Origin of the sequence: Salinispora mooreana, from assembly GCF_000379065.1 — a bacterium.
Classification (GTDB): Bacteria; Actinomycetota; Actinomycetes; order Mycobacteriales; family Micromonosporaceae; genus Micromonospora; species Micromonospora mooreana.
The window spans coordinates 4,917,834-4,942,762 of sequence record NZ_KB900614.1; the positions used below are offsets into that span (position 1 = coordinate 4,917,834).

A 24,929-nucleotide genomic window follows, 5' to 3' on the forward strand; every position below is an offset into this window, starting at 1 on the left:
GTGGTTGGTCGCTCGGTGGGTGCTCGGGAGCCGTTGGACGTCACGATCATCCTGGCCGTCGCCAACCTCCTGGTTCTGAGGTGGTCGGCGGCGTGGTGCTGGCGTCAGCGGTGTTGTGCTGCGCTGCTGCCCCTACGCTGGCGGCATGAGGGAACCCAGCGCGGACCGGACTGGTAGGTGCTGATGGACCGGCGTGCGGCAGTTGCTGCCGAGGTGATTCCCGACGCTGTTCGGGCGGATGTGGTGACGCTGTGGCGCTACCACGACCTGCGTCACGGGTTGCGTTCGTGTGATGTGGGTATCGGGTTGGGCAGTCATGATCTTGGGGTGGCGGTCGTCGCGACGCGTCTGTTCCACGAGGGCCTGTTTCCAAGGATCGTGTTTACCGGCGCGAATGCTCCGACGACGGTTGGGCGGTTTCCGCGCGGGGAGGCGGTGCACTACCGCGAGTATGCCGTCGAGCAGGGCGTACCGGCGGGAGCGGTTTTGGTGGAGCCGCGTGCCATGAACACCGCCGAGAATCTGGAGTTCTCCCGTGCGTTGCTGGCCGAACGGCGGATCCCGGTGGAGTCGGTGCTGATCATGTCGCGGCCCTACCAGCAGCGTCGGGCTTATGCGACGTGCCGGCTGGTGTGGCCGGAGGTCGAGGTGGTGTGCGCGTCGAATCCACTCGAACTGGATGACTACGTGCGTAGCATCGGCGACGCGCGGCGGGTGGTGGACATGCTGGTCGGCGACACGCAGCGGATCGAGGTGTACGCGCAGCGTGGGTTCGCGATCCCGCAGGAGATGCCGGACGAGGTGCGGGCGGCGTTCGAGCGCCTGGTGGCGGCCGGTTACACGAGCCGGCTGGTCTGAGCCGGGCTACCAGCGTGGCCCTGCTGGCCGGACGCCCATCCGGTCGCTGAGTTCGACGGCGAGTCGAGGTGGCCGGGGGCGGGTGAGGATGTCCCGGACCAGGTCGCGGGAGAGCCGGTGGTAGCGCACCTGGTCGGGGCCGATGACCTCAGCGTCCAGAAGCGTGGCGAGCGCGTCGTCGATGCGGTTCCACCGGGCGAGGGCTCGGGCGGTTTCGATGGCGTGGCGAACCTGCCGCTCGACGGGCACGGTGCTGGTGTCGAGTGGGGCGCCGATGGCGATGGCGCGTTGTGCGGCACCGAGTTCTATCGCGATGGTTGTTTTGTGGATCGACACGTTGGTCGGCCCGAACGCGGTCCACAGGTGGTTGCCATCGGCGCCGAGCCGCTGCGCGGCTGCGTCGGCCTCGGCGATGTGGGTGGCGGCGGATGCGCGGTCGTCGTTTCGGGCGGCGGCCAGCGCGCAGACGAGGTGCAGGCTGCCGTAGACCGACAGGAGCTGCGGAGTCGGCTTGCCGAGCCGTGGTTCCAGGAACTGTGCCGCCGTGGCGGCGAGGCCGCGGGCTTGGGCGTACTCACCGATAGCTGCCAGCGAGTGCGCGGCGGAGCGGCTGAGTGAGCCGATGACGACGTGGTCCTGGCTGGCGTTGGCGGCGGCCAGCCCTCGGCTGGCGGCGGTCCACGCTAGGTCACCTTCGCCCAGCTTGGTAAGGAACAACGCGGCGAGTTGGTGCGCGTAGGCGGTCATCGCATGCGCGCGCCGACCATCGTCTCCGTCGTACGTCTCGGTAGCGGTGAGGCGGTCATGGATGAGGTGGGGCAGCCGGCGGGCTCGCCCTTCCCACGGCGAGCCCGCCGCTCATCGTCCCTGGTGGAGGTGGCGGTATGACGGTATACGTCTCGCGCTACCCTATAGCTTCCTTTGATTATGTAGTTTCTCTTGCGTCGGTGAGTGGAGCTAGGGCCTTGTTCGCTTCGTTGTGGTCGAGTGAGGGGAATTTCCGCCACGTCGGGCTAGGGCTGATGTCCGATTTGTGTGAATGTCGCCAAGCGCTACCCGGACCGATTTGTAGAATGTGATTTCCGGAAATGGTGGACGTTAATGAGCTCGCGGGTCGGCAAGGTGAGTGTGCGGCGGATGCTGTGGCTTTTTGCCGCTCTGCCCCTTTTGGTCTGTTGCTGTGACGGCGTTGTGAAGTCGGGGGTCTGGCCTCCGGTTGGGGAAAGTTCTGTTTGCGGGAAATATGAGTCGCCGTCAGGTGGTATCGTCCACCTGAAGGATGGCGGAGTTGCTGTAGTTTCCAACGTTATCTTCGAGGATTTCATGGGGCAGGGTGATCACGAGGTTTCCGGGCTCGGTGAATGGCGGTTTGGGCGGGGTATTTTGGGGCCTGCGGAAGTCGCCCTTAGTGTTGACCGATTCGCTTTTGGCTTGAGTGTTGAGCGAGGCTGGCTAGGGGGGATTCATCTGTGGTATTTCATCGATGATCCTGATACTGGCGAGCGCGAGAATTTCATCCGCATTGCGGATTGTGTTAGTTGATACCGAATTCCTGTTAGCTGCACGCGTTCGTTTAAAGTCCCGGTGGGGTCGGACTACCGAGAACTCTGGGCGGAGGGTCGCGACTGGCAATCTTTTCGCTTTTCTGCGCGGGACGAACTCGGCCAGCGAGCGACTGCCTTGGTGAAGGCAGTCGATCAGAACCTCGCCATCACAGCACCGCTGGACTTGCCCGCTGGCTAGCCACTGAAGTTGGTGGTGTTCCTGCCAGGTCGGCCACCCGGCCCCTGACCGCCCGCTCTGGCTGAGCGGCTCGGGGGTCCGGGGCTGGCGAGCTTCCGGGAGACGCGAATATTCCCGGCGGCGGATGCTGTGGTGATGAGAGGATCGCCGTTCTGATCGAGACGGCTGGGGAGGACATTCGTGGAGGTACGGCGGATCGGGCCGGAGTTGGCTGAGGCTGCGGCTGAGGTGTTGGCCGAGGCGTTTGACGGCTACTCCTGGACCGCGTGGACCGTGGGCGCCGATCGGCATCGGGAACGGCTGGCAAACCTCTTCGCGGTGACCCTGACCACGGTTGGCCTCCCGTACGGGGATGTCTGGGCGGCGCTGGACACCCACGGCCGCCCGCAGGCGGTGGCGGTGTGGCTGCGGTCGGATCGACCGGTGCCCGACGAGGTCTGGGCCGACGTGGCTGCCGCGGACGCGAAGTATGCCGGGGACCGGCATTCGGCGATGCTCGCCGCCGAGGCGGCCTGTGCCCCGCTGCGGGCCGAGGAGCCGGCGTTCCTGCTGGCCACGGTGGGGGTTCGCCCCACGGGCCAGGGCGGGGGAGTCGGCTCGCGGCTGCTGCGTCCCGGCCTGGCCGAGGCGGACCGGGCTGGCCTGCCGGCGACGCTGGAGACATCCGCCTCGGCGAATCTGCGGTTCTATGGGCGGTTTGGGTTCGAGGTGACCGGGGAGGTGACCGTGCCGGGCGGGGGGCCGCGGGTGTGGGCGATGCGCCGTCCTCCGGCCGGCGTGTAGGCCGCACCGGACCGGGTAGGTCGCGCGGGTGGAGCTGGTTGAGGAGTCGCCGTACCGTTTCCGGATCGACCGGCGGGACCCGATGCGGGTCCCGGGGGTGGTGTTCGCGGCCGAGGCGCTACTGCCGGAGATCGGGGCGGATGGGTCGTTGGAGCAGGTCGCGGCCGTCGCCACGCTGCCCGGCATCGTCGATGCCTCGTACGTCATGCCGGATGTGCATCTGGGCTACGGCTTTCCGATCGGCGGGGTGGCCGCCACCGATGTGGCGGCGGGCGGGGTGGTGTCTCCGGGCGGGGTGGGCTTCGACATCTCCTGCGGTGTGCGGCTGCTCACGGCCGACCTCGATCTGGCGGGGCTGCGTCCCCGGCTCGACGCGGTCATGGATGGGCTGGCGGAGGCGACGCCGCGGGGGGCGGGACGGGGCGCGGCATGGCACCTGTCGGGCCGCTCGGACGTGGACGGGGTGCTGCGCGACGGGTCGCGGTACGCGGTGCAGCGCGGCTTCGGCGTCGAGCGGGACCTGGAGCGCTGCGAGGACCAGGGTGCGCTGGGTGACGCCGACCCGGGTGCGGTCGGTGAACGGGCGATTGAGCGTGGCGCGAAGCAGGTGGGCAGTCTCGGTTCGGGCAACCACTTCCTCGAGGTGCAGGCCGTCACGGAGGTGTATGACCAGCGCGTCGCGGAGGTCTTCGGGCTGCGGCCCGGCCAGGTCTGTGTGATGATCCATTGTGGCTCTCGTGGGCTGGGGCACCAGATCTGCGCCGACTATGTGCGCCGGATGGAGAACGCGATGCGCCGCTACGGCATCGAGGTGCCGGACCGGCAGCTCGCCTGCGCCCCGGTCTCGTCACCGGAGGGGCACGCCTATCTTGGCGCGATGGCCGCCGCCGCCAACTACGCCCGGGCGAATCGTCAGCTACTCACCCACGTGAGCCGGCTGGTCTTTCGTCGGGTCACCGGCGCAAGCCTCGACCTGGTCTACGACGTCTCACACAATCAGGCGAAGATCGAGACCCACGGGGTGGATGGCGAGCGGCGTTCGCTCTGCGTGCATCGCAAGGGTGCCACCCGCGCGCTGCCTCCGGGACACCCGGACCTGCCGGCGGAGCTGGCTGAGGTCGGGCAGCCGGTCCTCATCCCCGGGTCGATGGGCACCGCGTCCTACGTGTTGACCGGGGTCTCCGGTGCCCCCGCCTTCGCCTCCAGATGTCATGGGGCCGGGCGGGTGCGCAGCCGGAAGCAGGCGGTGCGGGCCGAGCGCGGCCAGGATCCGCGCGAGCAGCTCGTTGCGCGGGACATCGCCGTCCGCGGTGCTTCTCGGCGGGGCCTGGCCGAGGAGATGCCGGCGGCGTACAAGGACATCGACGCCGTGGTCGAGGCCACCGAGGGCGCCGGGCTGTGCCGGAAGGTCGCCCGGTTGGCGCCGATCGGCGTTGTCAAGGGCTGATGCCCGGGTGGGCCGCCCGGAGCTGGCGGTGGTGCCGCCTCACACGTCCACGGTGAGCGCGCAGGACCAGCGGGGACCGTCGGGGCCGAAGCGCAGCTCGTGCAGGGAGATGGCTTTCGGAACGGCGCCGACCAACTCCACCGCGTCGGCGTCGATGGTCTGCCAGCGTACGTGTAGCCCGTCGGCGCCGTCGTCGCGAACCTCGGTACGCAGTGGCAGCTCGCCTGTGGTCTCCATCCGGAAGATCACCTCTTCGAGGATGGTCACCAGGAGGTCTGCGTCCTCGTCGGCGGGGGCGTGGTAGACCTGTTCGTTGGCGGGTTGCGCCGGGCCCGGGTCAACGAAGGTCTCCACCAGGGCGGTGACCGCCTCGGCCACGCACTCCTCCCGTGTCGGCGCCCACGCCTCGATGCGTACGTCGGCGGTGTGCGGCAGGCAGTGGTGGCCGCGTTCGGGCTGTGCTTCCACGCCCCCGATCATCCGCTACGATCGCCCGCTCCGGACGGGGTTCGCCGCGGTGGGCTTCCGAGTCCTGTTGAATGCGTTGATGGTGATGGATAGAGTTTAGTGCACGGGCTCGTTTATGGGAGACACCATGGCCACGATCGACCACGTTGACGTGCTCATTGTTGGTGCCGGTCTCTCCGGCATCGGCGCGGCCTGTCACCTGGTCCGGCGCTGTCCCGAGAAGACCTACGCCGTGCTCGAGGCGCGTGGCGCGATCGGCGGCACCTGGGATCTGTTTCGCTATCCAGGCATCCGGTCAGATTCGGATATGTTCACCCTCGGCTACTCATTCCGGCCATGGAGCGATACCACGGCCCTCGCCGACGGTCCGTCCATTCGGGACTACGTCCGGGACACCGCCCGTGAATACGGCGTCACCGAGCACATCCGCTTTGACCACCGGGTCGTCCGCGCCGACTGGGACAGCCGTACCGCCCGGTGGACGGTCTACGCCCGTCGGGACACCGGCGAGGAGGTGGTCCTCACCTGTTCGTTCCTCCATGCCTGCGCCGGCTACTACCGCTACGACCGGGGCTACACGCCCCAGCTGCCCGGGGCGGGGCGGTTCGCCGGCCGGATCGTGCACCCGCAGCACTGGCCTGCCGACCTCGACCACGCCGGCCAGCGGGTGGTGGTGATCGGCAGCGGCGCGACCGCGGTGACGCTGGTGCCCGCGCTGGCCGAGCGCGCCGCCCACGTGACGATGCTGCAACGCTCACCCACCTACATCCTGGCGCTGCCGGCGCGGGACATGGCCGCCGCCGCGCTGCGCCGGGTGCTGCCGAAACGGGTGGCCTACCCGGTCGTCCGCTGGAAGAACATCCTGCTGCTCACGGCGATCTACCAGCTCAGCCGGCGGGCCCCGAACCTGGTCCGGCGTCTGCTGCGGCGGGCGCTACGAGGCCGTCTTCCGGCCGGGTACGACCTCGACCAGCACTTCTCGCCCCGCTACAACCCGTGGGACCAGCGCCTCTGCGTCGTTCCCGACGGTGACCTGTTCCACGCGATCACGGCGGGCCGGGCCTCGGTCGTCACCGGCACCATCGACACCTTCACCGAGACCGGGCTCCGGCTGGCCTCCGGTGAGGAGGTGGCGGCCGATGTGGTCGTCACCGCCACCGGCCTGGAGCTGCTTGCGCTCGGCGACGCCCGGCTCACCGTGGACGGTGCGCCGATCGATCTGTCCAACACGGTCGCCTACAAGGGAATGATGCTCTCGGGTGTCCCGAACTTCGCGATGACCATCGGCTACGTCAACGCCTCCTGGACGCTCCGGGCCGACCTGATCGCGAGGTACGTCTGTCGGCTCCTCGCCCACCTCGACCGCACCGGACAGCAGGTCGTCACCCCGCTGCCGCCGCCCGACGGCGAGCGGCTTCCCCTCCTTGACCTGACCGCCGGCTACGTGCGGCGTGGCCTCGCCGCCCTGCCTCGGCAGGGGGCCCACGCTCCCTGGCGGCTGCCCCAGAACTACCCACGGGACCTGTTGCTGATGCGGTACGGCCGGCTCAACGACGAGGGGGTTCGGTTTTCTCGGGCGGGCCAGCCGGAGCGGAGGCCCGCGCATGCGTAGGTTTGACTACCACTCGGCGAACGCTGTGGTCACCGGCGCTGCCAGCGGGATCGGCGCCGCCCTCGCCCATGGCCTGGCTGCGCGCGGCAGTGACCTGGTCCTGCTCGATCGCGATGCCGAGCGCCTGGCCACCGTGGTGAGCGCGGTCCGCACCGCGTACCCGGACCGGCGGGTGGACCCGGTCGTCGTGGACCTCGCCAACGCGGCGGCCACGGCAAAGGCAGCCGCGCAGGTCCGCGTTCGCCATCCCCGAATCCGGCTGTTGGTCAACAACGCCGGGGTGGCACTGGGCGGTCGGTTCGACCAGGTGACCCTGGACGAGTTCCAGTGGGTGGTTGACATCAACTTCCGTGCGGTCGTGCAGCTCACGCACGCGTTGCTGCCCGCCCTGAAGGCGGAGCCCGGCTCGCACCTGGTAAACGTCTCCAGCCTGTTCGGGCTGATCGCCCCGCCCGGGCAGGCCGCCTACTCGGCGACCAAGTTCGCCGTCCGTGGCTTCACCGAGGCGTTGCGCCACGAACTGGCCGCCGACGGCATCGGTGTCACCTCCGTGCACCCCGGGGGGATCGCCACCCGGATCACCGAGAACGCGCGGATCGGCAGCGGCGTGAACCGGGACGACTACGAGGCGGGCCGGCGGCAGTTCGATCGCCTGCTCAGCATCCCACCCGCCCGAGCCGCCGAGGTGATCCTGCGGGGCGTGGAACGCCGCCGGCCCCGGGTGCTCATCGGCTGGTCGGCGAAGCTACCCGACCTGATCGCCCGGATCGCGCCGGCCTCGTACGGGAGGTTGTTGCGGGTCGGGCTCAACCAGACCGCCGGTGCGCCGACGCGTCGGCTGACCACCGGGGCTGCGCCCGCACCGCAATCGGCCGACCAGCGTCCGACGGTGTCGCCCCCAGCTCCGGCGGACGACTCGGTGTGACCGCCGACACCTGGTGTGGCGGCCGGTACTCCTGATGGATCGGATCGTGGAGATCAACGATCTCCTCAGCCTGGCTGCCTCCCGGTACCTGTCGGGACCCCGCTCCGCGATCCAGGACGGAGAGCTGACCGCGATCACCGGAAGTCGTTTCTGGGCACGGCATACCACATCCACCGGCCGGGAGGCCTGGCGGACGGCCGCAGGCCGCGCTGTGGCCGACGCGGTCTGGGTGTGGCACTTTCGTGTTCCGTAGTGTGCCGTCAGCGCCTCTTGCCCGGTTTGTGGCCGCCGGAAGCCGCCGATCGCCTGTGACCTGCGCCGCAGCTACTTCCATCCAGGGTGATCCCCGGAATGTCGGATATGGCGATTGGGTTGTGTCCCCGGTACCGCCGGAACCACACCCACATGGCGGTTCCGCAAGGAGTGCTCACCCGGAGCGCTTCGCCTGACCGAAAGGGCACATCGTGAAGTGTGACTTCACCCGATGGCTCCCGGCCATCGCGAAGACCCCGCACCAATGGCTCTCGACGGAGCCGAACCGCAAGCTTGTCCTGAGCGTGGCTGGCGTAGCAGCGATCGGAGGTCTCGCGCTCGCGCCGACCGCCGCTGCGGCCTCGGTGACCAGCGGCCCGCATGCGGGCGCCGTATCCGCCATCGAACTGGCCACCGGCAAACAGGCGGCGGACCCGGACCCCGAGCCGGCCCCGGACTCCGAGCCGGCCCCGACGGAGTCAACCGCCGACCCGGACCGGAGTCCCGAGGCGGCAGCGAGCGACACCGACGGCACCAACTCGCCCACCCGGGAACAACTGATCCCCTACGGTGTGCAGGGTGCCCAGTCCTACATCCAGGTTGACGACGCTCAGCGCACGAACGCCAAGGAGATCATCGAGGTCGCCAAGGCGACCGGGGTCGGCGAGCGGGGTGCGGTCATCGGCGTGGCGACCGCGCTGCAGGAGTCGAAGCTGTACAACCTCGGCCACCTGGGCAGCTACAACGACCACGACTCGCAGGGCCTGTTCCAGCAGCGCCCGTCAACCGGTTGGGGCACGCCGGCGCAGATCACCGATCCGCAGTACGCCGCGACGGCGTTCTTCGAGGCGCTCAAGAACGTCAACGGCTGGCAGGAGCTGCCGCTGACGACCGCCGCGCAGACGGTACAGGTGTCCGCGTACCCGTTCCACTACGCTCAGTGGGAAGAGCAGGCAGCAGAGCTCGTCGCCGAGCTCTGGTGACAACCGCCGGCCGTTGCCCAGCTGGGCAACGGCCGGCTCCTCAGGTCAGCTCAGCGGCGCGCTCTCCTGACACAGCCGCGACGAGCCGGCGGTCACCGACCAGCCCGTCACAAAGCGGCTGCCGGTGCTGCTCTGGGTCCGGTCAACCAGGTGGAACCAGTCCATCCGGCACTGCTGTGGCGTCACCTCCAGTACCCCGTAGCCATGCCCGTCCAACTCGTTCCAGCGCACGTGCGGGTTGGTGGAGCGGATCAGGCCCGACGCCAGATCACTGAGCGCGTTGCCCTCCCGCATCCCCAGGAAGTCGTTGATGTTGTCGCTGGTCACCGACGGCACCACGAACTCCGCAGCGGCCGGGTTGGTCAGCCCGGTCGACTGCGTGGTCAGCTCGTTCGCCCACGAGGTGTGGACATCGCCGGTCAGGAAGACCACGTCCCGGGTCTCGGTCGCCAACAGGTGGTCAATCAGCTCGTTGCGGTCAGCGTTGTAGCCGTCCCACTGGTCGGGGTTGAGCACCGCCCCGTTCTGTGGGATGCCGAGCAACGTGCCCAGCGGCCCGAGCAGCCAGGAGGGGAGGGCACCCACGTCCAGCCGGGAGATCATGACCGGATTGCCGACCAGCTTCCACTGGGCATCCGAGGTGGCCAGGCCCGCCTTGAGCCAGGCCATCTGCGCCTCGCCGGTGATCGTCCGCTCCGGGTCGTCAACGGCCAGACCCGATGCCTGCTCGGACCGGTACGTCCGCAGGTCCAGCATGGACAGGTCGGCGAGCCGCCCGAAGCGCAACCGTCGATAGATCGCACCGTCCGCTCCGGTGCGCACCGGCATCCACTCCGCGTACGCCTGACGCGCTGCCGCCATCCGATCGGTGAAGCTGCCCTCGGCGCCAGGGGTGTGGTTCTCCGCACCGCCCGACCACTGGTCGTTGGCGACCTCGTGATCGTCCCAGGTGATCGCCCACGGCACCGACGCGTGCAGGGTCTGTAGATCGGGGTCGCTCTTGTAGAGCGCATGCCGGACGCGGTAGTCCTGTAGCGTCAGCGTTTCGTGCCCCGGTCGGACCGACCGCACCACGGTGCCCCCGGCGGCGAACTCCCCGGTGCCGTACTCGTACAGGTAGTCGCCGAGGTGCACCACCAGGTTCAGGTCGCCCCGTTCGGCGAGGTGCCGGTAGGCGGCGAAGTAGCCTGCCTCCCAGTTCGAACACGACACCACACCCAGCCGGATCCGGTCGATGTCGGCGTCCGCCGCCGGCGCGGTCATTGTCCGGCCAGTGGGCGACCAGGCGTCGGCGTAGCCGAAGCGGAACCAGTACGTGGTGGCTGGCGTCAGCCCGTTGACGGCAACCTTGACCGTGTGGTCCCGAGCCGGGCCGGTAGCGACGGTGCCCTGCGCCGCCAGTGTGGCGAAGTCCGGGTCGGCAGCCACCTGCCAGGTCACCGTTACCTCCGGGCCGACGCCCGAGCCCGGCTGGGATTCCTCGGTCGGGGTGAGGCGGGTCCAGAGCAGAATGCCGTCCGGCAACGGGTCACCGGAGGCGACGCCGTGCCGGAAGACGCTACCGGTAGCGCCGGCCGGGCCGGCGAGGGTGGCGCTGGCAAGAACGGCTGTGCCGGCAGAGGCGCCCACGATACGCAGAAGGGTACGACGGTCGAGGGAGTTCGTCATGGGCACTGTTTCTACCGGCCGGTAGGGTCTGAGCGCTGCCCCGTGTCGGCGTGTTCGCCGTTCTTTCGTCTTGGCGTCGTCGAGTCTTTCCGCTCAGCGGTGGTCGAGGACGATGTCGGCCAGCGCCAGGCAGAGCGCGAGCGCAGCGATTCCGCTGATCAGGAGCATCGCGTGGTGGAAGGCGGCCGACCAGTCCCCAGTGGCCCCCTGCGCTGCGAAGATGACACTGCCGACCGAGGCGATGCCGGCGGCTGACCCGATGCGGTGGCCGGTTTCCAGCATGCCCGCGCCGTTGCCCGCGTGCGGCGCCGGCACCTGGGCGAGGGTGAGGGCCTGGTTCGGGGTGACCACCAGGCCGCTGCCGAGCCCCGCCACCAGCAGCGGTGTAGCGGTCCACCAGGACACCGTGGCACCCGTGGGAACCCGGTTGACGACGAGGACCACGACGACGAGGCTGACGGCGACGGTGGCCAGTCCGAGGGCGACCAGCGGCCGACCGACCCGGCTGATGACCCGGCCGCCCACGATGGAGGCGAGGACGAACCCAGCCGTGAACGGGGTGCTGGCCAGCCCGGCGGCGAGTGCGCTGTGCCCGAGGCCGTTCTGCAGGTACACCGTGAGGACGAAGAAGATAGCGGTGAATCCGCCGAAAAACAGCAGGGCGATTCCGACGCCGATCCGGAATGAGCGAATGCCGAGTAGGCGCGGGTCGAACAGGGGCTCGTAGCGGCGGGCGTACCACCGTTCCCAGCCGGCGAAGGCCGCCAGTGTCAGCAGGCCGGCCGGAAGCGTGAGCCATCTTGCCGGACTCTGCCAGTGCTGTTGCACCAGGGGCAGCAGCACAAGCAGGACACCCACGCCCAGCAGTAGCAACCCGACCGGATCGAATCGGCGACGGCCGGGGGTGCCCTGGGCGCGGTGCGGGAGAACGCGCCAGCCGAGGACAGCGGCGGAGAAACCGATTGGCACGTTGACGAAGAAGACCCACCGCCACCCGTGCTCGGCGCCGCCGATGTGGATGAGAAGGCCGCCGAGCAACGGCCCGATCGCGGTGGAGATGCTGACGGTCACGCCGAGCAGCCCAAACGGGCGGCCCCGCTCGGAACTCTGGAAGAGCTCCTGGATCAATCCGGTGACCTGGGGGGTGACCAGGCCGGCGGCGACACCTTGGAGCAGACGGGCAGCGACCAGCCAGTTGGCGGTAGGGGCCAGCCCGGCTGCGACGCTGGTGATGGTGAACAGCGTGACGCCGACCACGAACACGGTCCGTCGCCCATGCCCGTCACCGAACCGGCCGGCGGGTACCAGCATCAACCCGAACGTCAACGCGTAGCCGGAGAGGACCCACTGCACATCACTGGGGGCGACACCGAGCGCCCGGTCCATCGACGGAATGGCGACGTTGACGATGCTCACGTCGAGCAATGTCATGAAGACGGCGACCAGCCCCACGCCGAGCGCCACCCCTCGGCGTTGTCGTTCGGCCAGGTCACCCCCAGGTGGTGCGGCCCGTGGAGCCGGGGAGGAGCGGTCGTCACCCATCCGGTGGTTGTCGGCCTGACCCTGAGTGTCGTGGCCTCACGTCAGCTGTTGGGCGCAGAACCGAGGGCCGAAGTCCAGGCCGGCCATCGGCGAGTCCTCGCGGTGCAGCAGGTTCTTCTCGGTGAGTTGGTGCAGGGGAGCGTTCAATTGTTCCTCGGTCAACCCGGTCTCCTCGGCGATCAGGTCCGGGTACGGGACCTGGCCGCGGGACTCCAGGACCGCGACCGCGTCGTACACCTGTTCCTCGAGCTCCGACAGTTGCACCTGCCGCATGTCGTCCTCCTTCGGAAACCGCCTCGCGGGCGGTCGGCCTGGGCAGTGGATACCCGGCTGGCGACCGAGGATGCTCCCCCGATCGGGTATGTCGCCCTGGCCGGGCAGCCGGGTTAGGGCGGGGAGCTGTGCCGAGCATGGGTCATCGGGTCGAGACGGCGCCGGGCACTCGCCTTCGCCTCGACCAAGAACGTTGACGGGGGACCTAGGCTGGCAACGGTGACGGTCTGGGATCTTGCGGTGGTCGGTGCGGGCCCGGCTGGCCTGTCCGCCGCCGATGTCGCGGCACGGGCGGGTCTGACGACCCTTGTGCTGGAGCGGGCTGTGCATCCGCGTTACAAGACCTGCGGTGGCGGCCTGATCGGCACCTCGCTGGCCGCACTGGCGGACCGGATCGAGGTGCCCGCGCATGATCGGGCGGAGCGGGTGACCTTCACCCTGGACGGGCGGCGGGCGTTCACCCGGCGCAGTGGGGCCGGTCCGCTGGTGACGATGGTGCGCCGGGACGAGTTCGATGACCGGCTACGGGCCGCTGCGGTCACCGCCGGGGCCACGCTGCGTCAGCGGGTCGCGGTCCGGGCGGTGGAGTCAGAGCCGGACCGGGTCCGCCTGCGGTTGGCCGACGGGGCGACGGTGACCGCGCGGGCGGTGATCGGCGCCGACGGGTCCTCGGGGGTGACCGCACGGCACGTGGGGGTGCGACACCGGCAGGTCGACCTGGGGCTGGAGTTGGAGCTGCCGGTGCCGCCGGCCCAACGGGCCCGCTGGCGGGGGCGGGTGCTGGTGGACTGGGGCCCGCTACCCGGCTCGTACGCCTGGGTGTTTCCAAAGGACGACCTGTTGACGGTGGGGGTGATCGCGGCGCGGGGGATGGGCGAGCAGACCCGGGCCTACCTACGGTCGTTCGTGGACCGGCTGGGTCTGGCCGGGATCGAGCCGGCGCACGACTCCGGGCACCTGACGCGGTGTCGGCGGGAGGACTCGCCGCTGCGCCGAGGGCGGGTGCTGGTGGCGGGGGATGCGGCGGGGCTGCTGGAGCCGTGGAGCCGGGAGGGCATCAGCTACGCCCTGCGTTCCGGTGTGCTGGCGGGGGCGGCGGTCGCCGCTGACGATCTGGGCCGGTACGAGTCGGGGGTTGCGGCGGAGCTGGTCCCGTCGATGCGGGCGGGCCAGCAGCTGCTGGAGACGTTCGCTCGCCGGCCGGGGCTGTTTCACGGGCTGTTGGCCACGCCGCCGGGCTGGCGGACCTTTGTCGCCTTCTGTCAGGGCCGGGCTGGCTTCGATGACCTGCTCTCCCGGGTGCCGGTACGGGTGGCACTGGGAGTGGTGGCGGGGCTGTCCCGGCGGAGAAGCGCCAGCCCGCGCTGACGCGGTTGTTCCATGTCGCGCGGAGAAGGAGCTCCGCATCTCAGCTATCCATCCAGGATCCTAGGATGCTTTAGCGGTGGTGCGGAGTATCGCCGAAACCAGCGGGAGAGCCGGCCATCCTGCTGTTTGAATCCGCAGACCGGGACACAGCTGACCGCTGTCGCCCGGGGGTGGTGCCGGTACCGGAGTGACAGCGGTCACCAGCTCGGGAGGAAGGGCCGGAGCGGGTACGCTGTTGACACGGGTGTCGGTGTGTCCAGTGTCCCCGGGCCTCACCAATATGCCGTCGCGGACTACCGTTCGGCTGGAGCCGCCACGCGCCACGCGCCGAGAGGCGACCTGCACACCGGCACCCCCACATCGCCCCCCGCTGCCCGAGCCGCGGGGGGCGATGCTCCTCTCACCGACGCCGTGCGGGGGCCCAGAGCTGACCCGCACGTGAAGCCAGCTCGGTAGCGTCTGAGCATGGACCCTTCCGCGATCTGGCGGGACCGGCAACACCGGTGGCGGATCGAGGCCTACCGGGCGCCCGACCTCCGGTTCGCGATCTTTGCCACCAACGGGACGACCGAGTCGGCGCCGCTGTGGTTATTCGGGATGTCGGCGTTGGCGCGCTGGCTGATGAGCCACAAGATCTCGCTTGACGACCTGGAGGTCGACTGACCCCGGTTAGCGGAAAAAAGTGGTTTGCCACCCTTCGTGGCTGGTGCTGGCTAGGGTCACCGAGTGTGAGGGACCGAGGAGTACGTACCGCCGTGGCGGTGCTGACCGGACTGGCAGTGATCTATTTTGGAACGACTGGCCGGGATCAGCCGGACGGTGAGGGTGTCACCAGCGGCTTGATCGCGCTGGCCGTGCTTGCGGCGCTGCTGGTGTGGTACCTCACCCGGCCTCGCGGCGACGCGACGAAGTGACCGGTCACCGGCGCGCCGCCCGCGTCACCGCACCAGCGGACTCTTCGCCGAGCGCGACCCGCACCAGGGCGGAGGCGAAGCGGCCGAACTCCGCCTCCGCCACCAGGCTGGCGAGCCGCCGCGGGGTTTGCGGTAGGCCCAACCTCTCCGCGCCGCTGAGGGCGCGCCGGTCGGCGAAGGGGCGCAGGTCCGGCCAGACCGCCTGGGCCTCGCGGAGGAAGATGTCCGCGCCGGTAGGCCCGATGCCCGGAAAAGCGGTGAGCAGGCGGCGTAGCTGCGCCGGCTGGCCCTGCGCGGTGTGGTGTAGCCGGCGCAGGTCACCCTGCCAGCGGTCCAGGCAGAGTTGTGCGCCCTTGCCGAGCAGCGTGGCGGTCCGCTCGTCATAGCGCCGATAGTGCCCGCGACCGAGCGCGTCAACCCGGTCCTGCCAGGTCGCCGCCTGCATCGCCGACGGGGTGCGGTAACCGGCGGCGAAGAGCTCGCGGGCGGCGGCCACCGCGACACCGGCTCGGATTCGTGAGCTCAGCAGGGTGGCGAGCACCAACAGCTGGTAGAGCGGCCCGGGCCGGTCGGCCAGCCGGATCCCGGCCTCCTCGGTGTAGGTCTGTCCTCGGCGCTCCAGCAACACCCGCGCTGTCTCGTGACTGTCTCCCACCGGCAGGACTTACCCGTCGTAGGCCGGGTTAGCCCGTTGCATGTCCGGTGACGTCGGCGGGTATTCGGGGGTGGAGGCGGCCGCCGCGTACGCCGCCGCCCAGCGGGAAGGAGACAGCGGTGACGAACCCGCAGCAGCAGGAGGTCCGGCGTAGCGCCCGGGGCTCGAACGTGCAGGACACCAAGGGACCCGGTCCGACGGGTCATCCACGTAACCGTGGCTCGTCGCAGGGCGACCGGGGGCGCCCGGTGCCCCGGGGCCAGGTCTCTGGCTATGGGCCCCCGGGCGAGCCGGTTGCTGAGGACGAGAGCTGATCCGTGCCGCCCGCCCTGTGTCTGAGAGGGGCGGGCGGCACGGTGGCTACGCCTCAGGCGGGTGGCACCCGGAGTCGGTTCCAGGTCACCGCGGCGACCAGGCCGTAGGCCAGGTGCGGGATGAGGTCGGAGAGCCAGTCCCCACGGCTCCAGGTTCGTGGGTCGCTGATCCCGAGGACGGCGTACGAACCGCCGGAGGCGGTCATCACCCCGCCGCCGAGCAGCCCACTGGCCAGGGCCGGCGGCATTGGTCGGCCCCGGGTCAGCAGGGCGAAGCCGACTCCGGCCGCGATCCCGATGCCGTATCCAAGTAGCGGGCCGAGCCCCGAGCGGCGGTTGGTCGCCTGGGGCTCGGGGCCGAGGTTGAGGTGGGTCACCTCGGCGACCCGGCCGGCACTGCGTTCTGGGGTGTTACTCGCCGGCCGGGCACGTAGCGTCATGTCGAGATAGGTGACGGCGTTGAGGGCGGTGGTGCCGGCCGCGCCGGCGACTGCGCCGTCGGCCAGGAGTCCGGCTCTCATCTCGGGTCGCCGTCGTGCGTGCCGTACGCGTCGTTACCTGGTCGTGGTGCTGGCATGCTGGGCGCCTCCTCGGTCGTACTCACCAGTGTTGTCCGCCGGGCGTCTACCCGTCCGGCTGGTGACCAACCGCGCCGGGCGGGTCAGCCGGGAGCGCGGACAACCGCGACGGGGCAGTCGGCGTGGTGCAGCGCGGACTGGCTGACCGAGCCCAGCAGGAGGCCGGTGAACGCACCGTGTCCGTGCCCGCCGACCACCAGTAGTTGGGCCTGCTGGGAGGCTTCGGTGAGGGTCGGCGCGGGCCGGCCGCGGACGACTCGTTGGTGGACGGTCAGATCGGGCCACCTCTCGGCCAGCCCGGCGACGGATTCGGCGAGTAGCGTGCGTTCCTCGTGGCGTAGCTTCTCCTCGTCGTAGACGAGAGGCTGCATGTCGCCGGGTTCGCTGGCGACCGGGTGCAGGTAGGTGTGTATCGCGACGAGGTCGCTGCCGCGCAGCGACGCCTGTTCGGCAGCGAATTCGACGGCGGGAGGGGAGACCGCGGATCCGTCCACCCCGACGACCACTGGCCCTTCGGTACGGTCCGTGCCGCGGACGACCAGAACTGGGCAGTCGGCGTGGGTAGCGACCTGGATCGCGACTGAGCCGACGACGAGGGCCGCGAAACCGCCCATACCACGGTCACCCAACACGATCAGCACGGCGTTTGGCGCTTCGCCGACCAGCACGGCGGAGGCCTCGCCGTCGATGATCTCTCCGGAGACGCGGAGGCCGGGCACGGTTGCTTCGGCTTCGGCTACCGCGTCGGCGACGAGCTGCTCCGCTTGGTGACGGAGGCCCGATCCGGGTGGCCCGCCGGGCGGTGCGCCCACCGGCACGTGGAGGAGTGGCCAGATGAAGCCGTGGACGATCCGCAGCATTCGGTTGCGGCGGGCGGCTTCGACGGCTGCGAGGCGTACGGCCCGCCGCGCCTGTTCGGACCCGTCCACGCCGACTACCACCGCGGCGCCGTTCGACGAGTTCACTCCTTCACCCCCCGCGGTCAGTATCGCGGGCGTGGGGTGGCCGGGAGCCGTAACCGGGTGGGTTCGCCCCACCCCGGGCTGCTGCTCGGGGACTCCGGTACACAGACACCCTAGCATCCTAGGCCACCTTAGGGGCGTGTCTCACCACACACCCAGACACCACACGTATCCGCCCTCACACAGCACATCGATGCCGTGACAGGGCGGATATAGTGGCAGCGCAACTGGCCCGGCCCGCGATCCCAGACACTCGCGGGCCGGGCCAAAGATTCGGTCCCGCGCTGGGGTCGCGGTGGTGGTGCCTGCCGATCCGGCAGCGCGGCCGGCAGATGTGGGTCGGGGCGCCGAAGCGCGCAGTGGAGGAGGTTCGGTGTCGCAGCGGCCGGCTCGAGTTGGCACTCCGCAGGCCTCCGACCACCTCACCGACCGGGTCTTCACGCTGCCGAACCTGATCAGCTTCGTCCGGCTTCTCGGTGTTCCGGTCTTCCTCTACCTACTCCTGGTGGCCCGCGTTGATGTCGCCGCGATCGCGGTGCTGGCGGTCGGCGGCACCACCGACTGGGTGGACGGCTGGGTCGCCCGACGACTCCACCAGGTGAGTCGGCTGGGCGAGTTACTCGATCCGTTCGTGGACCGCCTCTACATCCTGGCCACGCTGGTCGCGTTCACCGTTCGTGAGGTGGTGCCGTGGCAGTTCACGGTGGCACTGCTCGCCCGTGAGGTGTTGCTGTTGGGTTCCCTCGGCATGCTACGGCGCCACGGATACGGGCCGCCGCCGGTGCACTATGTGGGCAAGACGGCGACGTTTCTGTTGTTGGCCGCGTTCCCCGTCCTGTTGCTGGCGAAGGCGGTGCCCGCGACAGTCTTCAGCGCGGCTGGTTGGAGTCTGGCCTGGTGGGGCCTGGCCTTGTACTGGGTCGCTGGCGTGATGTACGTGGTGCAGGCCGGCCGGCTGGTGCGGGCAGCGAGGGCACGATGACCGACTCGCAGCTTCGACCGCAGAACCGGGAGTCGACCGGCCGGACGTACGCGCCGGATTTCCTCACCGCGCTGTTTCGCAATCCGCTCGATCCGGGATACGCCGACGCGGCGGCCCGCCGGCGGCAGGGGGCTGTGGTGAGGTGGCGTCGGTCGGTCCGGGCCGTGAGCCTCGTCGTCCTTGTGGTGCTCGGGTTTCTGTTCGCGGTGGCGTACCGCCAGACGGTGGCGGCGGCGCCGGGGCGCCAGCAGGCCCGGGAGGGTCTGGTGGCGCAGATCGAGCAGCGGGAGAGCGAGACCGACCAGCTGTCCGAGCGGGCCGACGAGTTGCGGGCGGAGGTGGCCCGGCAGCGGGCCGCTGCGCTGGGGACGGAGGCGTCGCAGCTGCACGAGCTGGAGGCGGGCACCGGTTTGGGGCGGGTGAGCGGGGACGGTGTGGTGGTGCGGTTGGCCGATGCTCCGCCGGATGAGCAGCTGGTGCCAGATCCGGCTTCGGGGCCGCCGCGAGTGATTTACCTCGACCTCCAGGGGGTCGCGAACGGGCTGTGGGCGTCGGGGGCGGAGGCGATCTCGATCAACGGGCAGCGGTTGACGGCAACGTCCACGATTCGGTCAGCAGGGCAGGCGATTCTGGTTGACTTTCGGCCGGTGACGGGACCGTACGAGGTGTCGGCGATCGGCCCGGACGAGTTGCGGGAGCGGTTCGCACAGACCCGGATTGCGGCGATGATGCAGCAGGTCGCGGCGGATACCGGGGTGGCGTTCGAGGTGCGGGACGCCGATGACCTGACCCTGCCCGCCGCGCCGGATCCGCGGCTACAGTACGCGCAGCCACCGGTCAGTCCGACGCCGTCGGGTCGGTCGGTCAGTCCAGGGACGTCTGGTTCGCCGGCGGCTCCCGATTTTGGAGGTGGTCGATGATTGCGGCGTTGGCGCTGCTTGCGGGTGTGCTGCTCGGGCTGTGGCTCGATCCAACGGTGCCGGGGGCGTTGCAGCCGTATTTGCCGATCGCCGTGGTGGCGGCGTTGGATGCGGTGTTCGGCGGGGTGCGGGCGAAGCTGGACCGGATCTTCGATGACAAGCAGTTCGTGGTGTCGTTCATCTCCAACGTGCTGGTGGCTGCTCTGATCGTGTATGTGGGGGACCAGTTGGGGGTGGGTAGCCAGCTCTCCACGGGTGTGGTGGTGGTGTTGGGAGTTCGGATCTTCGGGAATGTGGCGGCGATCCGCCGGCACCTGTTCCGGGCGTAGGTGTGTGTGATGAGTGGTGACGAGCACACCGAGACGGGGACGGGCTGGCCGGACCAGCCAGATCCGCTGCCTGCGAAGGGCACGGCGGGGGAGCCGGATCCGGACGAGTTGAGTCGGTTGGTGCCGGAGGTGGATCCGGAGCCGGCCGCGGCGGATGAGTCGAGGCTGGACCGCGCGGCGGGGCGTCCGTTCAGCTCCGCCCTTGCCTTGGTCGGGGGCTGGCGGCGGACGAGTCCAGCCACCGTGATGATCTTTGTGTTGCTGGCGTTGCTGGGGTTCACGCTGGTGGAGCAGCTGCGGACGACATCAACGGATCCGACTATCTCGGCGGCGCGGCAGGAGGATCTGGTGCGGATTCTCTATGACCTGAATGCTCGGGAGGACCGGCTGCGGCAGGACATCGCGGCGTTGGAGGACAGCCAGCGGCAGCTGCGGTCGGGGGAGCAGGGCCGGCAGGCGGCGTTGGAGGAGGCGGCGCGGCGGGCGGATGAGTTGGGGATCCTGGCGGGGACGTTGCCGGCACAGGGGCCGGGGTTGGTGGTGCGGTTCGAGTCTGGTGGTGCGGGGGCGATTTCGGCGATGCGGGTGTTGGACGCGGTGCAGGAGTTGCGGGGCGCGGGCGCGGAGGCGATGCAGATCTCTGGTGCGGACGGGGTGACGGTGCGGGTCATCGCCTCGACGTATTTCCTGGATGGGGAGGAGGGTTCCCTGTTCGTGGATGGGCGGTTGTTGACGGGGCCGTACACGATCACGGTGATCGGGGATCCGGCGACGATGCGCACGGCGTTGAACATTCCTGGCGGGGTGGTGGCGACGGTCGACGGTGACGGCGGTACGGTGATCGTCGAGGATCGTGAGGTGACCGAGGTTTCGGCGCTGCACGCCCCGATCGAGCTGGAACACGCCCGTCCGATCACGTGACTGGTGGCGCGGCTGCGCTGTCATGTGGGGGTTGGCGCACGATGGGATGAAGGACGCAGCTGGTGATTCCTGAGGATCTACGGTATACCGCTGAGCACGAGTGGGTTGCGGGTGGTGGCGACGGCGTGGTGCGGGTTGGTATCACGCACTTCGCGCAGGACGCGCTGGGTGACATTGTCTTCGTCCAACTGCCCGAGATGGGGTCGGTGGTGTCCTCCGGTGATTCGGTGGGTGAGATTGAGTCGACGAAGAGTGTGTCGGAGATCTACGCCCCGGTTGCCGGGACGGTGTCGGCGTGCAATGAGGCACTGGGCGACACTCCTGAGTTGGTCAATAGTGATCCGTATGCTGCGGGTTGGCTGTTCGAGGTCACCGTGGCTGATCAGGGCGGGCTGGACGGCCTGCTGTCGGCGGGTGCGTATCGCGAGCTCACCGAGGGCTGAGTGGCGCCCGTCTGCCGCGCGGGGGTTGGTTCCGCGCGTCTGGTTGCCCTGCTTTTCGGCGCTGGCTAGGCTCGCCCAGTCGACCGAGAATCCGATAGTTGAGCGTTGTGTAGTTGCCTTCCTGGCACGGGGAGCCAGCCGCTGGGTGCGAGAATGCCCGGCGGCCAGTCCCGCTCTTACCCGACGCTGACCGAATAGATCCGTGAGGTGGTCCCATGACGCGCCCAGACGACGAGTTTCCCCCACTCGACGTCACTTCGACGCTCAATCTCGGCTCGCTCGAAGAGGCCCTGGAGGGGCCGGATCCCGATGTGATGCCGAACCGGATGTCCGGTTCGTTGCCGCCGGGGATGGCTCTGCTGGTGGTGCGGCGAGGGCCGAATGCGGGTGCCCGTTTCTTGCTGGACCACGATGTGACGACCAGTGGGCGGCATCCGGACAGTGACATTTTCCTGGATGACGTGACGGTGTCGCGGCGGCACGCGGAGTTCCACCGGGATGGTGGGACGTTCACGGTGCGGGATGTGGGGAGCCTGAATGGGACGTACGTGAACCGGGAGCGGGTCGAGGCGGCCACGTTGAGCAACGGTGACGAGGTGCAGATCGGCAAGTTTCGGGTGGTGTTCCTTGCTGGTCCGCGGCCCGAGGAGGGGGCCGGCCGGGGGTGAGTGAGCCTGCGGCGTCTGCTGCGCCGGGGTCATCCCGTCCGCAGCCGTTGATGAGCATCGGTGAGGTGCTGGCCCAGTTGCGGGTGGACTTTCCGGATGCCACGTTGTCGAAGTTGCGGTTCCTCGAGGCTGAGGGCTTGGTGGAACCGCAGCGGACGGCGGCGGGGTACCGGAAGTACAGCTGGGATGATGTGGCGCGGTTGCGGTTTGTGTTGACCGCGCAGCGGGATCAGTACCTGCCGTTGCGGGTGATCCGTGAGCAGCTGGCGGTCTGGGATGCGACGGGTGAGCAGCCGGGTCGTTCTCGGCCAGCGTTGGTGGCGGTGGGCCCGGGTGGGCAGGTGCCGGGGCAGCCGGCGGAGGCCGAGTCGTCGCGGTTGCGGTTGGATCGGGCTGAGTTGATTGCCCGCAGCGGTGTTGATGAGGCGACGCTGGCGGAGTTGGAGCGGCTTGGTGTGGTGGTGACGGATCCGCCGGGTTGGTATGACGGGGATGCGTTGATCATCGCGCAGGCGGTGGCGGGTCTGGCGGCGTACGGGTTGGAGCCGCGGCATCTGCGGGGGTATCGATTGGCGGCGGACCGTGAGGTGGGGTTGTTTGCCCAGTTGGTGACGCCGTTGGCGCGGCAGAGTGATCCGGCGGCGCGGGCACGGGCGGCGGAGACGGCGCGGGAGTTGGTGGCGCTGTCGCAGCGGTTGCACGCGGCGTTGGTGCGGGTGGGGTTGCGGTCGACGTTGGGACGGTGAGGTGGCCACGCCGGTTGTCTGCTGGCCGGGTGGGTGTATGCGGAAAGATCTGTCCGGTGATGCGTGCCGTAGGCTTGCCGGGGTAACCCCTTTTGCGGCGCGGGCCGCGCGTGGGACGGCCGGGTCGCGGTCCGTGTACGGTGCAGAAGGGGTGCGGTGCGGCGTAGGTGACAACGACACGGAGGCGGCGGTGCGCGAGCTGAGTGTGGTCGGGGTTCGGGTGGAGCTGCCGGGCAACCAGCCGATCGTTTTGCTTCGGGAGGTCGAGGGAGACCGTTACCTGCCGATTTGGATCGGCGCGGTCGAGGCGACGGCGATCGCCTATGAGCAGCAGGGGGTCAAGCCGACGCGGCCGTTGACGCACGATCTTCTTCGGGATGTGTTGGCGGCGTTGGAAGCGCCGTTGCAGGCGGTGGAGATCACCGAGTTGAAGGAGAATGTCTTCTTCGCTGATCTGTTGCTGGGTGACGGGGTGCGGGTGTCGGCGCGGCCGAGTGACTCTATTGCGTTGGCGTTGCGGGTGGGGGCGCCGATTCGGTGTGCCGATGAGGTTCTCAGCGAGGCCGGGATTGTGATTCCGGATGAGCAGGAGGACGAGGTGGAGAAGTTCCGGGAGTTCTTGGACCAGGTGAGTCCGGAGGACTTTGCCGGCTGACTCGGCTGACTGGTTGATCTGGTGGTTATGGGTTGGTTGTGCTTTCGTCACGGTTGGTGACGGTCTCTTTGGGCGTGTTGTGGGCGCGGCGTGTCGTGTTGTTGTTGCCTGGCAACCGTCGGGTGCGGCGTTAGGGTGACCGTATCGAGGGGTGCTTGTCTCGACGTGGACGTGGCACCGCACGGCGGGGAGGTTGTCCGGATGCAGGAGCCGTGGGATTCCGATTCTGGGCCGGGTGTGCCGGCGATCGATGGTGACGGCGAGGTTGGCTACCGGGGTGTGACGGCCTGCCATGCGGTGGGTATCAGTTACCGGCAGTTGGATTACTGGGCGCGGACTGGTCTGGTCGTGCCGGGAGTGCGGGACGCGTCGGGTTCGGGGACGCAGCGGTTGTACTCGTTCCGGGATCTGGTGGTGTTGAAGGTGGTGAAGCGGCTGCTGGACGCTGGGGTGTCGTTGCAGAACATCCGGAAGGCGATTGAGGTGTTGCGGTCGCGGGGGGTGGCGGACCTGGCGGGCATCACGTTGATCTCCGACGGGACGACGGTGTATGAGTGCCGGTCGCCGGAGGAGGTGGTTGACCTGTTGCAGGGTGGCCAGGGGGTGTTCGGGATCGCGATCGGTGGGGCGTTCAAGGAGATCCAGGGGTCGTTGTCGCATCTGCCGGCGGAGTCGGTGGTGCCGCAGCCGGCACCGCCGGCTGCGGCGGAGGTGGCGGGGGATGAGTTGGCGGCGCGGCGGGCGCGGCGGCGGGTGAGTTGAGCGACGGCGGGAGTGACCATGCTGCCGTGGCCGCGGCAGCATGGTTCTGTGAGCGAACAGGTTGATGTGCTGGCGGGGTTGGTCTCGGCTGGTGGGGTGGTGGTGCTCAGCGGTGCTGGCTTGTCCACCGAGTCGGGGATCCCGGACTACCGGGGGCCCAGTGGCGTGGCGCGGCGGCACTCTCCGATGACCTACCAGGTCTTCACGCGGGATCCGTTGGCGCGGCGGCGGTACTGGGCACGTAGTCACCTGGGGTGGCGCACGATTGCCCGGGCGGTCCCCAACGCCGGGCATCGGGCGGTGGCTCGTTTGCAACAGGCCGGTGTGGTTGACGGGGTTGTTACGCAGAATGTGGACGGGTTGCACACGGCGGCGGGTAGCAGCGGGGTGGTGGAGCTGCATGGGCGCCTGGATGAGGTGGTGTGCCTGGATTGTGGGGTTGGGGTGTCGCGGTGGGAGCTGCATCAGCGGCTGGCGGAGGTGAACCCGGGGTTCGCGGCGTGGGTGTCGGCGGTGAATCCGGACGGTGACGTGGATCTCGATGATTCGGCGGTGGCGGATTTCCGTACGATCGATTGCGCCCAGTGCGGCACGGGAACCCTGAAGCCGGATGTGGTGTTCTTCGGTGAGTCGGTGCCGGCATCGCGGGTGGCCCGGTGTTTCACCATGGTGGAGTCCGCTCGACTGCTGTTGGTGCTTGGTTCGTCGCTGACGGTCATGTCGGGGCGGCGGTTTGTGGTGCGGGCGGCGAGTCTGGGAATTCCGGTGGCGATTGTGAATCAGGGCGCGACTCGTGGCGATGCGTACGCTGCGGTGACGGTGGATGCCCCGCTGGGTCAGGTGTTGCCGGCCTTGGCTGATCAGTTCGGTGCCGTCCCAGACGGCACGGGGGGACCGGTGGTGGTGGGCTGACCGTGGCGGGCTGTTGTGCGGTCGGTAGTGGCCTGGGTGGGGACGCCCGGGTGGGGATGGCCGCTGGTAGCGTTGGTCGTGCCGGTCGCACCCGTGTGGGAGAGACCGCCCGGAATCCACCCGGTGCGGCGCCGAAGGGGCAAATCCTCCCCGGAACCTCTCAGGCAAAAGGACCACACGGGTAGGCACTGTGGAGCGCCTGTGTGCGCGACAGAGGGGGAGGCCGACCTGTCGACCTCATCCCCG

Annotated in this window: 30 protein-coding genes and 1 riboswitch; of the genes, 22 read left to right on the plus strand and 8 right to left on the minus strand. The window is 69.3% G+C overall.

The window, feature by feature from the left end; translation table 11 throughout:
* Window positions 1-177 precede the first annotated feature (177 nt).
* Entirely contained in the window at window positions 178-858 is a 681-nt protein-coding gene (locus SALPAC6_RS0123580) for a YdcF family protein (protein WP_026190008.1), read from the plus strand.
* A 6-nt stretch (window positions 859-864) separates the two neighbouring features.
* Here SALPAC6_RS0123580 and SALPAC6_RS26665 read toward each other — a convergent pair whose 3' ends face one another.
* Window positions 865-1,605 carry a hypothetical protein gene (locus SALPAC6_RS26665; RefSeq protein ID WP_018255775.1) on the minus strand — a complete coding sequence of 247 codons (741 nt, stop codon included), beginning with the start codon at window positions 1,603-1,605 and terminating at the stop codon, window positions 865-867.
* Window positions 1,606-1,608: 3 nt separating this feature from the next.
* Here SALPAC6_RS26665 and SALPAC6_RS30590 point away from each other — a divergent pair, with 3 nt between their 5' ends.
* From SALPAC6_RS30590 to SALPAC6_RS0123600, 4 genes are all read left to right on the plus strand, one after another.
* The gene (locus SALPAC6_RS30590) at window positions 1,609-1,746 is read left to right on the plus strand and encodes a hypothetical protein (RefSeq protein WP_018255776.1); all 138 of its coding nucleotides are present in this window, start codon (window positions 1,609-1,611) and stop codon (window positions 1,744-1,746) included.
* A gap of 147 nt (window positions 1,747-1,893) precedes the next feature.
* Window positions 1,894-2,400, plus strand: a complete 507-nt coding sequence (locus tag SALPAC6_RS29550; protein ID WP_162561504.1) for a hypothetical protein — start codon at window positions 1,894-1,896, stop codon at window positions 2,398-2,400.
* A gap of 381 nt (window positions 2,401-2,781) precedes the next feature.
* Complete coding sequence (locus SALPAC6_RS0123595) at window positions 2,782-3,384, plus strand: GNAT family N-acetyltransferase (protein WP_018255777.1); 603 nt, start codon at window positions 2,782-2,784, stop codon at window positions 3,382-3,384.
* Window positions 3,385-3,412: 28 nt separating this feature from the next.
* Entirely contained in the window at window positions 3,413-4,831 is a 1,419-nt protein-coding gene (locus SALPAC6_RS0123600; protein ID WP_018255778.1) for an RtcB family protein, read from the plus strand.
* 39 nt (window positions 4,832-4,870) lie between these two features.
* On the opposite strand, the gene SALPAC6_RS0123605 is transcribed toward SALPAC6_RS0123600, so the two are convergent.
* A complete protein-coding gene (locus SALPAC6_RS0123605) occupies window positions 4,871-5,311 on the minus strand; it encodes an archease (RefSeq protein ID WP_018255779.1) in 441 nt (146 codons plus the stop codon).
* A gap of 115 nt (window positions 5,312-5,426) precedes the next feature.
* On the opposite strand from SALPAC6_RS0123605, the gene SALPAC6_RS0123610 reads away from it, so the two are divergent.
* The 4 genes from SALPAC6_RS0123610 to SALPAC6_RS0123625 all read left to right on the plus strand — a co-directional run bounded on the left by SALPAC6_RS0123610 (window position 5,427) and on the right by SALPAC6_RS0123625 (window position 9,071).
* Window positions 5,427-6,911, plus strand: a complete 1,485-nt coding sequence (locus tag SALPAC6_RS0123610) for a flavin-containing monooxygenase (RefSeq protein ID WP_026190009.1) — start codon at window positions 5,427-5,429, stop codon at window positions 6,909-6,911.
* On the plus strand, window positions 6,904-7,836 hold the full coding sequence (locus SALPAC6_RS0123615; RefSeq protein WP_018255781.1) for an SDR family NAD(P)-dependent oxidoreductase: 933 nt from the start codon (window positions 6,904-6,906) through the stop codon (window positions 7,834-7,836). The genes SALPAC6_RS0123610 and SALPAC6_RS0123615 overlap by 8 nt, the downstream gene beginning before the upstream one ends.
* A 34-nt stretch (window positions 7,837-7,870) precedes the next feature.
* A complete protein-coding gene (locus SALPAC6_RS0123620) occupies window positions 7,871-8,089 on the plus strand; it encodes a hypothetical protein (RefSeq protein ID WP_162561503.1) in 219 nt (72 codons plus the stop codon).
* 211 nt (window positions 8,090-8,300) lie between these two features.
* Window positions 8,301-9,071 (plus strand): hypothetical protein, encoded by a 771-nt coding sequence (locus SALPAC6_RS0123625; protein WP_018255783.1) that lies wholly within the window; start codon window positions 8,301-8,303, stop codon window positions 9,069-9,071.
* A gap of 45 nt (window positions 9,072-9,116) precedes the next feature.
* Here the strand turns inward: SALPAC6_RS0123625 and SALPAC6_RS0123630 are convergent, their stop codons facing one another.
* From SALPAC6_RS0123630 to SALPAC6_RS0123640, 3 genes are all read right to left on the minus strand, one after another.
* The gene (locus tag SALPAC6_RS0123630; protein WP_018255784.1) at window positions 9,117-10,739 is read right to left on the minus strand and encodes an alkaline phosphatase D family protein; all 1,623 of its coding nucleotides are present in this window, start codon (window positions 10,737-10,739) and stop codon (window positions 9,117-9,119) included.
* 93 nt (window positions 10,740-10,832) lie between these two features.
* Window positions 10,833-12,281: an MFS transporter gene (locus SALPAC6_RS0123635; RefSeq protein WP_026190010.1), complete on the minus strand. Its 1,449-nt coding sequence runs from the start codon at window positions 12,279-12,281 to the stop codon at window positions 10,833-10,835.
* A gap of 36 nt (window positions 12,282-12,317) precedes the next feature.
* Complete coding sequence (locus tag SALPAC6_RS0123640) at window positions 12,318-12,554, minus strand: hypothetical protein (protein WP_018255786.1); 237 nt, start codon at window positions 12,552-12,554, stop codon at window positions 12,318-12,320.
* Window positions 12,555-12,773: 219 nt separating this feature from the next.
* On the opposite strand from SALPAC6_RS0123640, the gene SALPAC6_RS0123645 reads away from it, so the two are divergent.
* From SALPAC6_RS0123645 to SALPAC6_RS0123655, 3 genes are all read left to right on the plus strand, one after another.
* A complete protein-coding gene (locus SALPAC6_RS0123645; protein ID WP_018255787.1) occupies window positions 12,774-13,922 on the plus strand; it encodes a geranylgeranyl reductase family protein in 1,149 nt (382 codons plus the stop codon).
* Window positions 13,923-14,387: 465 nt separating this feature from the next.
* The gene (locus tag SALPAC6_RS0123650) at window positions 14,388-14,585 is read left to right on the plus strand and encodes a hypothetical protein (RefSeq protein WP_018255788.1); all 198 of its coding nucleotides are present in this window, start codon (window positions 14,388-14,390) and stop codon (window positions 14,583-14,585) included.
* Window positions 14,586-14,677: 92 nt separating this feature from the next.
* Window positions 14,678-14,836 carry a hypothetical protein gene (locus tag SALPAC6_RS0123655; RefSeq protein ID WP_018219641.1) on the plus strand — a complete coding sequence of 53 codons (159 nt, stop codon included), beginning with the start codon at window positions 14,678-14,680 and terminating at the stop codon, window positions 14,834-14,836.
* 4 nt (window positions 14,837-14,840) lie between these two features.
* On the opposite strand, the gene SALPAC6_RS0123660 is transcribed toward SALPAC6_RS0123655, so the two are convergent.
* The 3 genes from SALPAC6_RS0123660 to SALPAC6_RS0123670 all read right to left on the minus strand — a co-directional run bounded on the left by SALPAC6_RS0123660 (window position 14,841) and on the right by SALPAC6_RS0123670 (window position 17,348).
* Complete coding sequence (locus tag SALPAC6_RS0123660) at window positions 14,841-15,491, minus strand: HhH-GDP family DNA glycosylase (RefSeq protein WP_026190011.1); 651 nt, start codon at window positions 15,489-15,491, stop codon at window positions 14,841-14,843.
* 367 nt (window positions 15,492-15,858) lie between these two features.
* Window positions 15,859-16,326, minus strand: a complete 468-nt coding sequence (locus SALPAC6_RS0123665; protein ID WP_018255790.1) for a hypothetical protein — start codon at window positions 16,324-16,326, stop codon at window positions 15,859-15,861.
* A gap of 140 nt (window positions 16,327-16,466) precedes the next feature.
* Complete coding sequence (locus tag SALPAC6_RS0123670) at window positions 16,467-17,348, minus strand: universal stress protein (protein ID WP_018255791.1); 882 nt, start codon at window positions 17,346-17,348, stop codon at window positions 16,467-16,469.
* Between the two features lie 370 nt (window positions 17,349-17,718).
* Here SALPAC6_RS0123670 and SALPAC6_RS0123675 point away from each other — a divergent pair, with 370 nt between their 5' ends.
* From SALPAC6_RS0123675 to SALPAC6_RS0123720, 10 genes are all read left to right on the plus strand, one after another.
* Window positions 17,719-18,327: a CDP-alcohol phosphatidyltransferase family protein gene (locus SALPAC6_RS0123675; protein ID WP_018255792.1), complete on the plus strand. Its 609-nt coding sequence runs from the start codon at window positions 17,719-17,721 to the stop codon at window positions 18,325-18,327.
* On the plus strand, window positions 18,324-19,247 hold the full coding sequence (locus SALPAC6_RS0123680) for a DUF881 domain-containing protein (protein WP_018255793.1): 924 nt from the start codon (window positions 18,324-18,326) through the stop codon (window positions 19,245-19,247). The genes SALPAC6_RS0123675 and SALPAC6_RS0123680 overlap by 4 nt, the downstream gene beginning before the upstream one ends.
* On the plus strand, window positions 19,244-19,576 hold the full coding sequence (locus SALPAC6_RS0123685) for a small basic family protein (protein ID WP_012013613.1): 333 nt from the start codon (window positions 19,244-19,246) through the stop codon (window positions 19,574-19,576). The genes SALPAC6_RS0123680 and SALPAC6_RS0123685 overlap by 4 nt, the downstream gene beginning before the upstream one ends.
* A 9-nt stretch (window positions 19,577-19,585) precedes the next feature.
* Window positions 19,586-20,497: a DUF881 domain-containing protein gene (locus SALPAC6_RS0123690; RefSeq protein ID WP_018255794.1), complete on the plus strand. Its 912-nt coding sequence runs from the start codon at window positions 19,586-19,588 to the stop codon at window positions 20,495-20,497.
* A gap of 62 nt (window positions 20,498-20,559) precedes the next feature.
* Complete coding sequence (gene gcvH / locus SALPAC6_RS0123695) at window positions 20,560-20,940, plus strand: glycine cleavage system protein GcvH (protein ID WP_018255795.1); 381 nt, start codon at window positions 20,560-20,562, stop codon at window positions 20,938-20,940.
* A 215-nt stretch (window positions 20,941-21,155) separates the two neighbouring features.
* On the plus strand, window positions 21,156-21,608 hold the full coding sequence (odhI, locus tag SALPAC6_RS0123700; protein WP_018255796.1) for an oxoglutarate dehydrogenase inhibitor Odhl: 453 nt from the start codon (window positions 21,156-21,158) through the stop codon (window positions 21,606-21,608).
* A 50-nt stretch (window positions 21,609-21,658) separates the two neighbouring features.
* Complete coding sequence (gene ftsR, locus SALPAC6_RS0123705; RefSeq protein ID WP_018255797.1) at window positions 21,659-22,354, plus strand: transcriptional regulator FtsR; 696 nt, start codon at window positions 21,659-21,661, stop codon at window positions 22,352-22,354.
* Window positions 22,355-22,544: 190 nt separating this feature from the next.
* Entirely contained in the window at window positions 22,545-23,009 is a 465-nt protein-coding gene (locus SALPAC6_RS0123710) for a bifunctional nuclease family protein (protein ID WP_018724884.1), read from the plus strand.
* A 201-nt stretch (window positions 23,010-23,210) separates the two neighbouring features.
* Window positions 23,211-23,771, plus strand: a complete 561-nt coding sequence (locus tag SALPAC6_RS0123715; protein WP_026190013.1) for a MerR family transcriptional regulator — start codon at window positions 23,211-23,213, stop codon at window positions 23,769-23,771.
* A gap of 18 nt (window positions 23,772-23,789) precedes the next feature.
* The gene (locus SALPAC6_RS0123720) at window positions 23,790-24,683 is read left to right on the plus strand and encodes an NAD-dependent protein deacetylase (RefSeq protein WP_026190014.1); all 894 of its coding nucleotides are present in this window, start codon (window positions 23,790-23,792) and stop codon (window positions 24,681-24,683) included.
* Between the two features lie 86 nt (window positions 24,684-24,769).
* Window positions 24,770-24,869, plus strand: a riboswitch (glycine riboswitch).
* The last annotated feature ends 60 nt before the right edge of the window (window positions 24,870-24,929 follow it).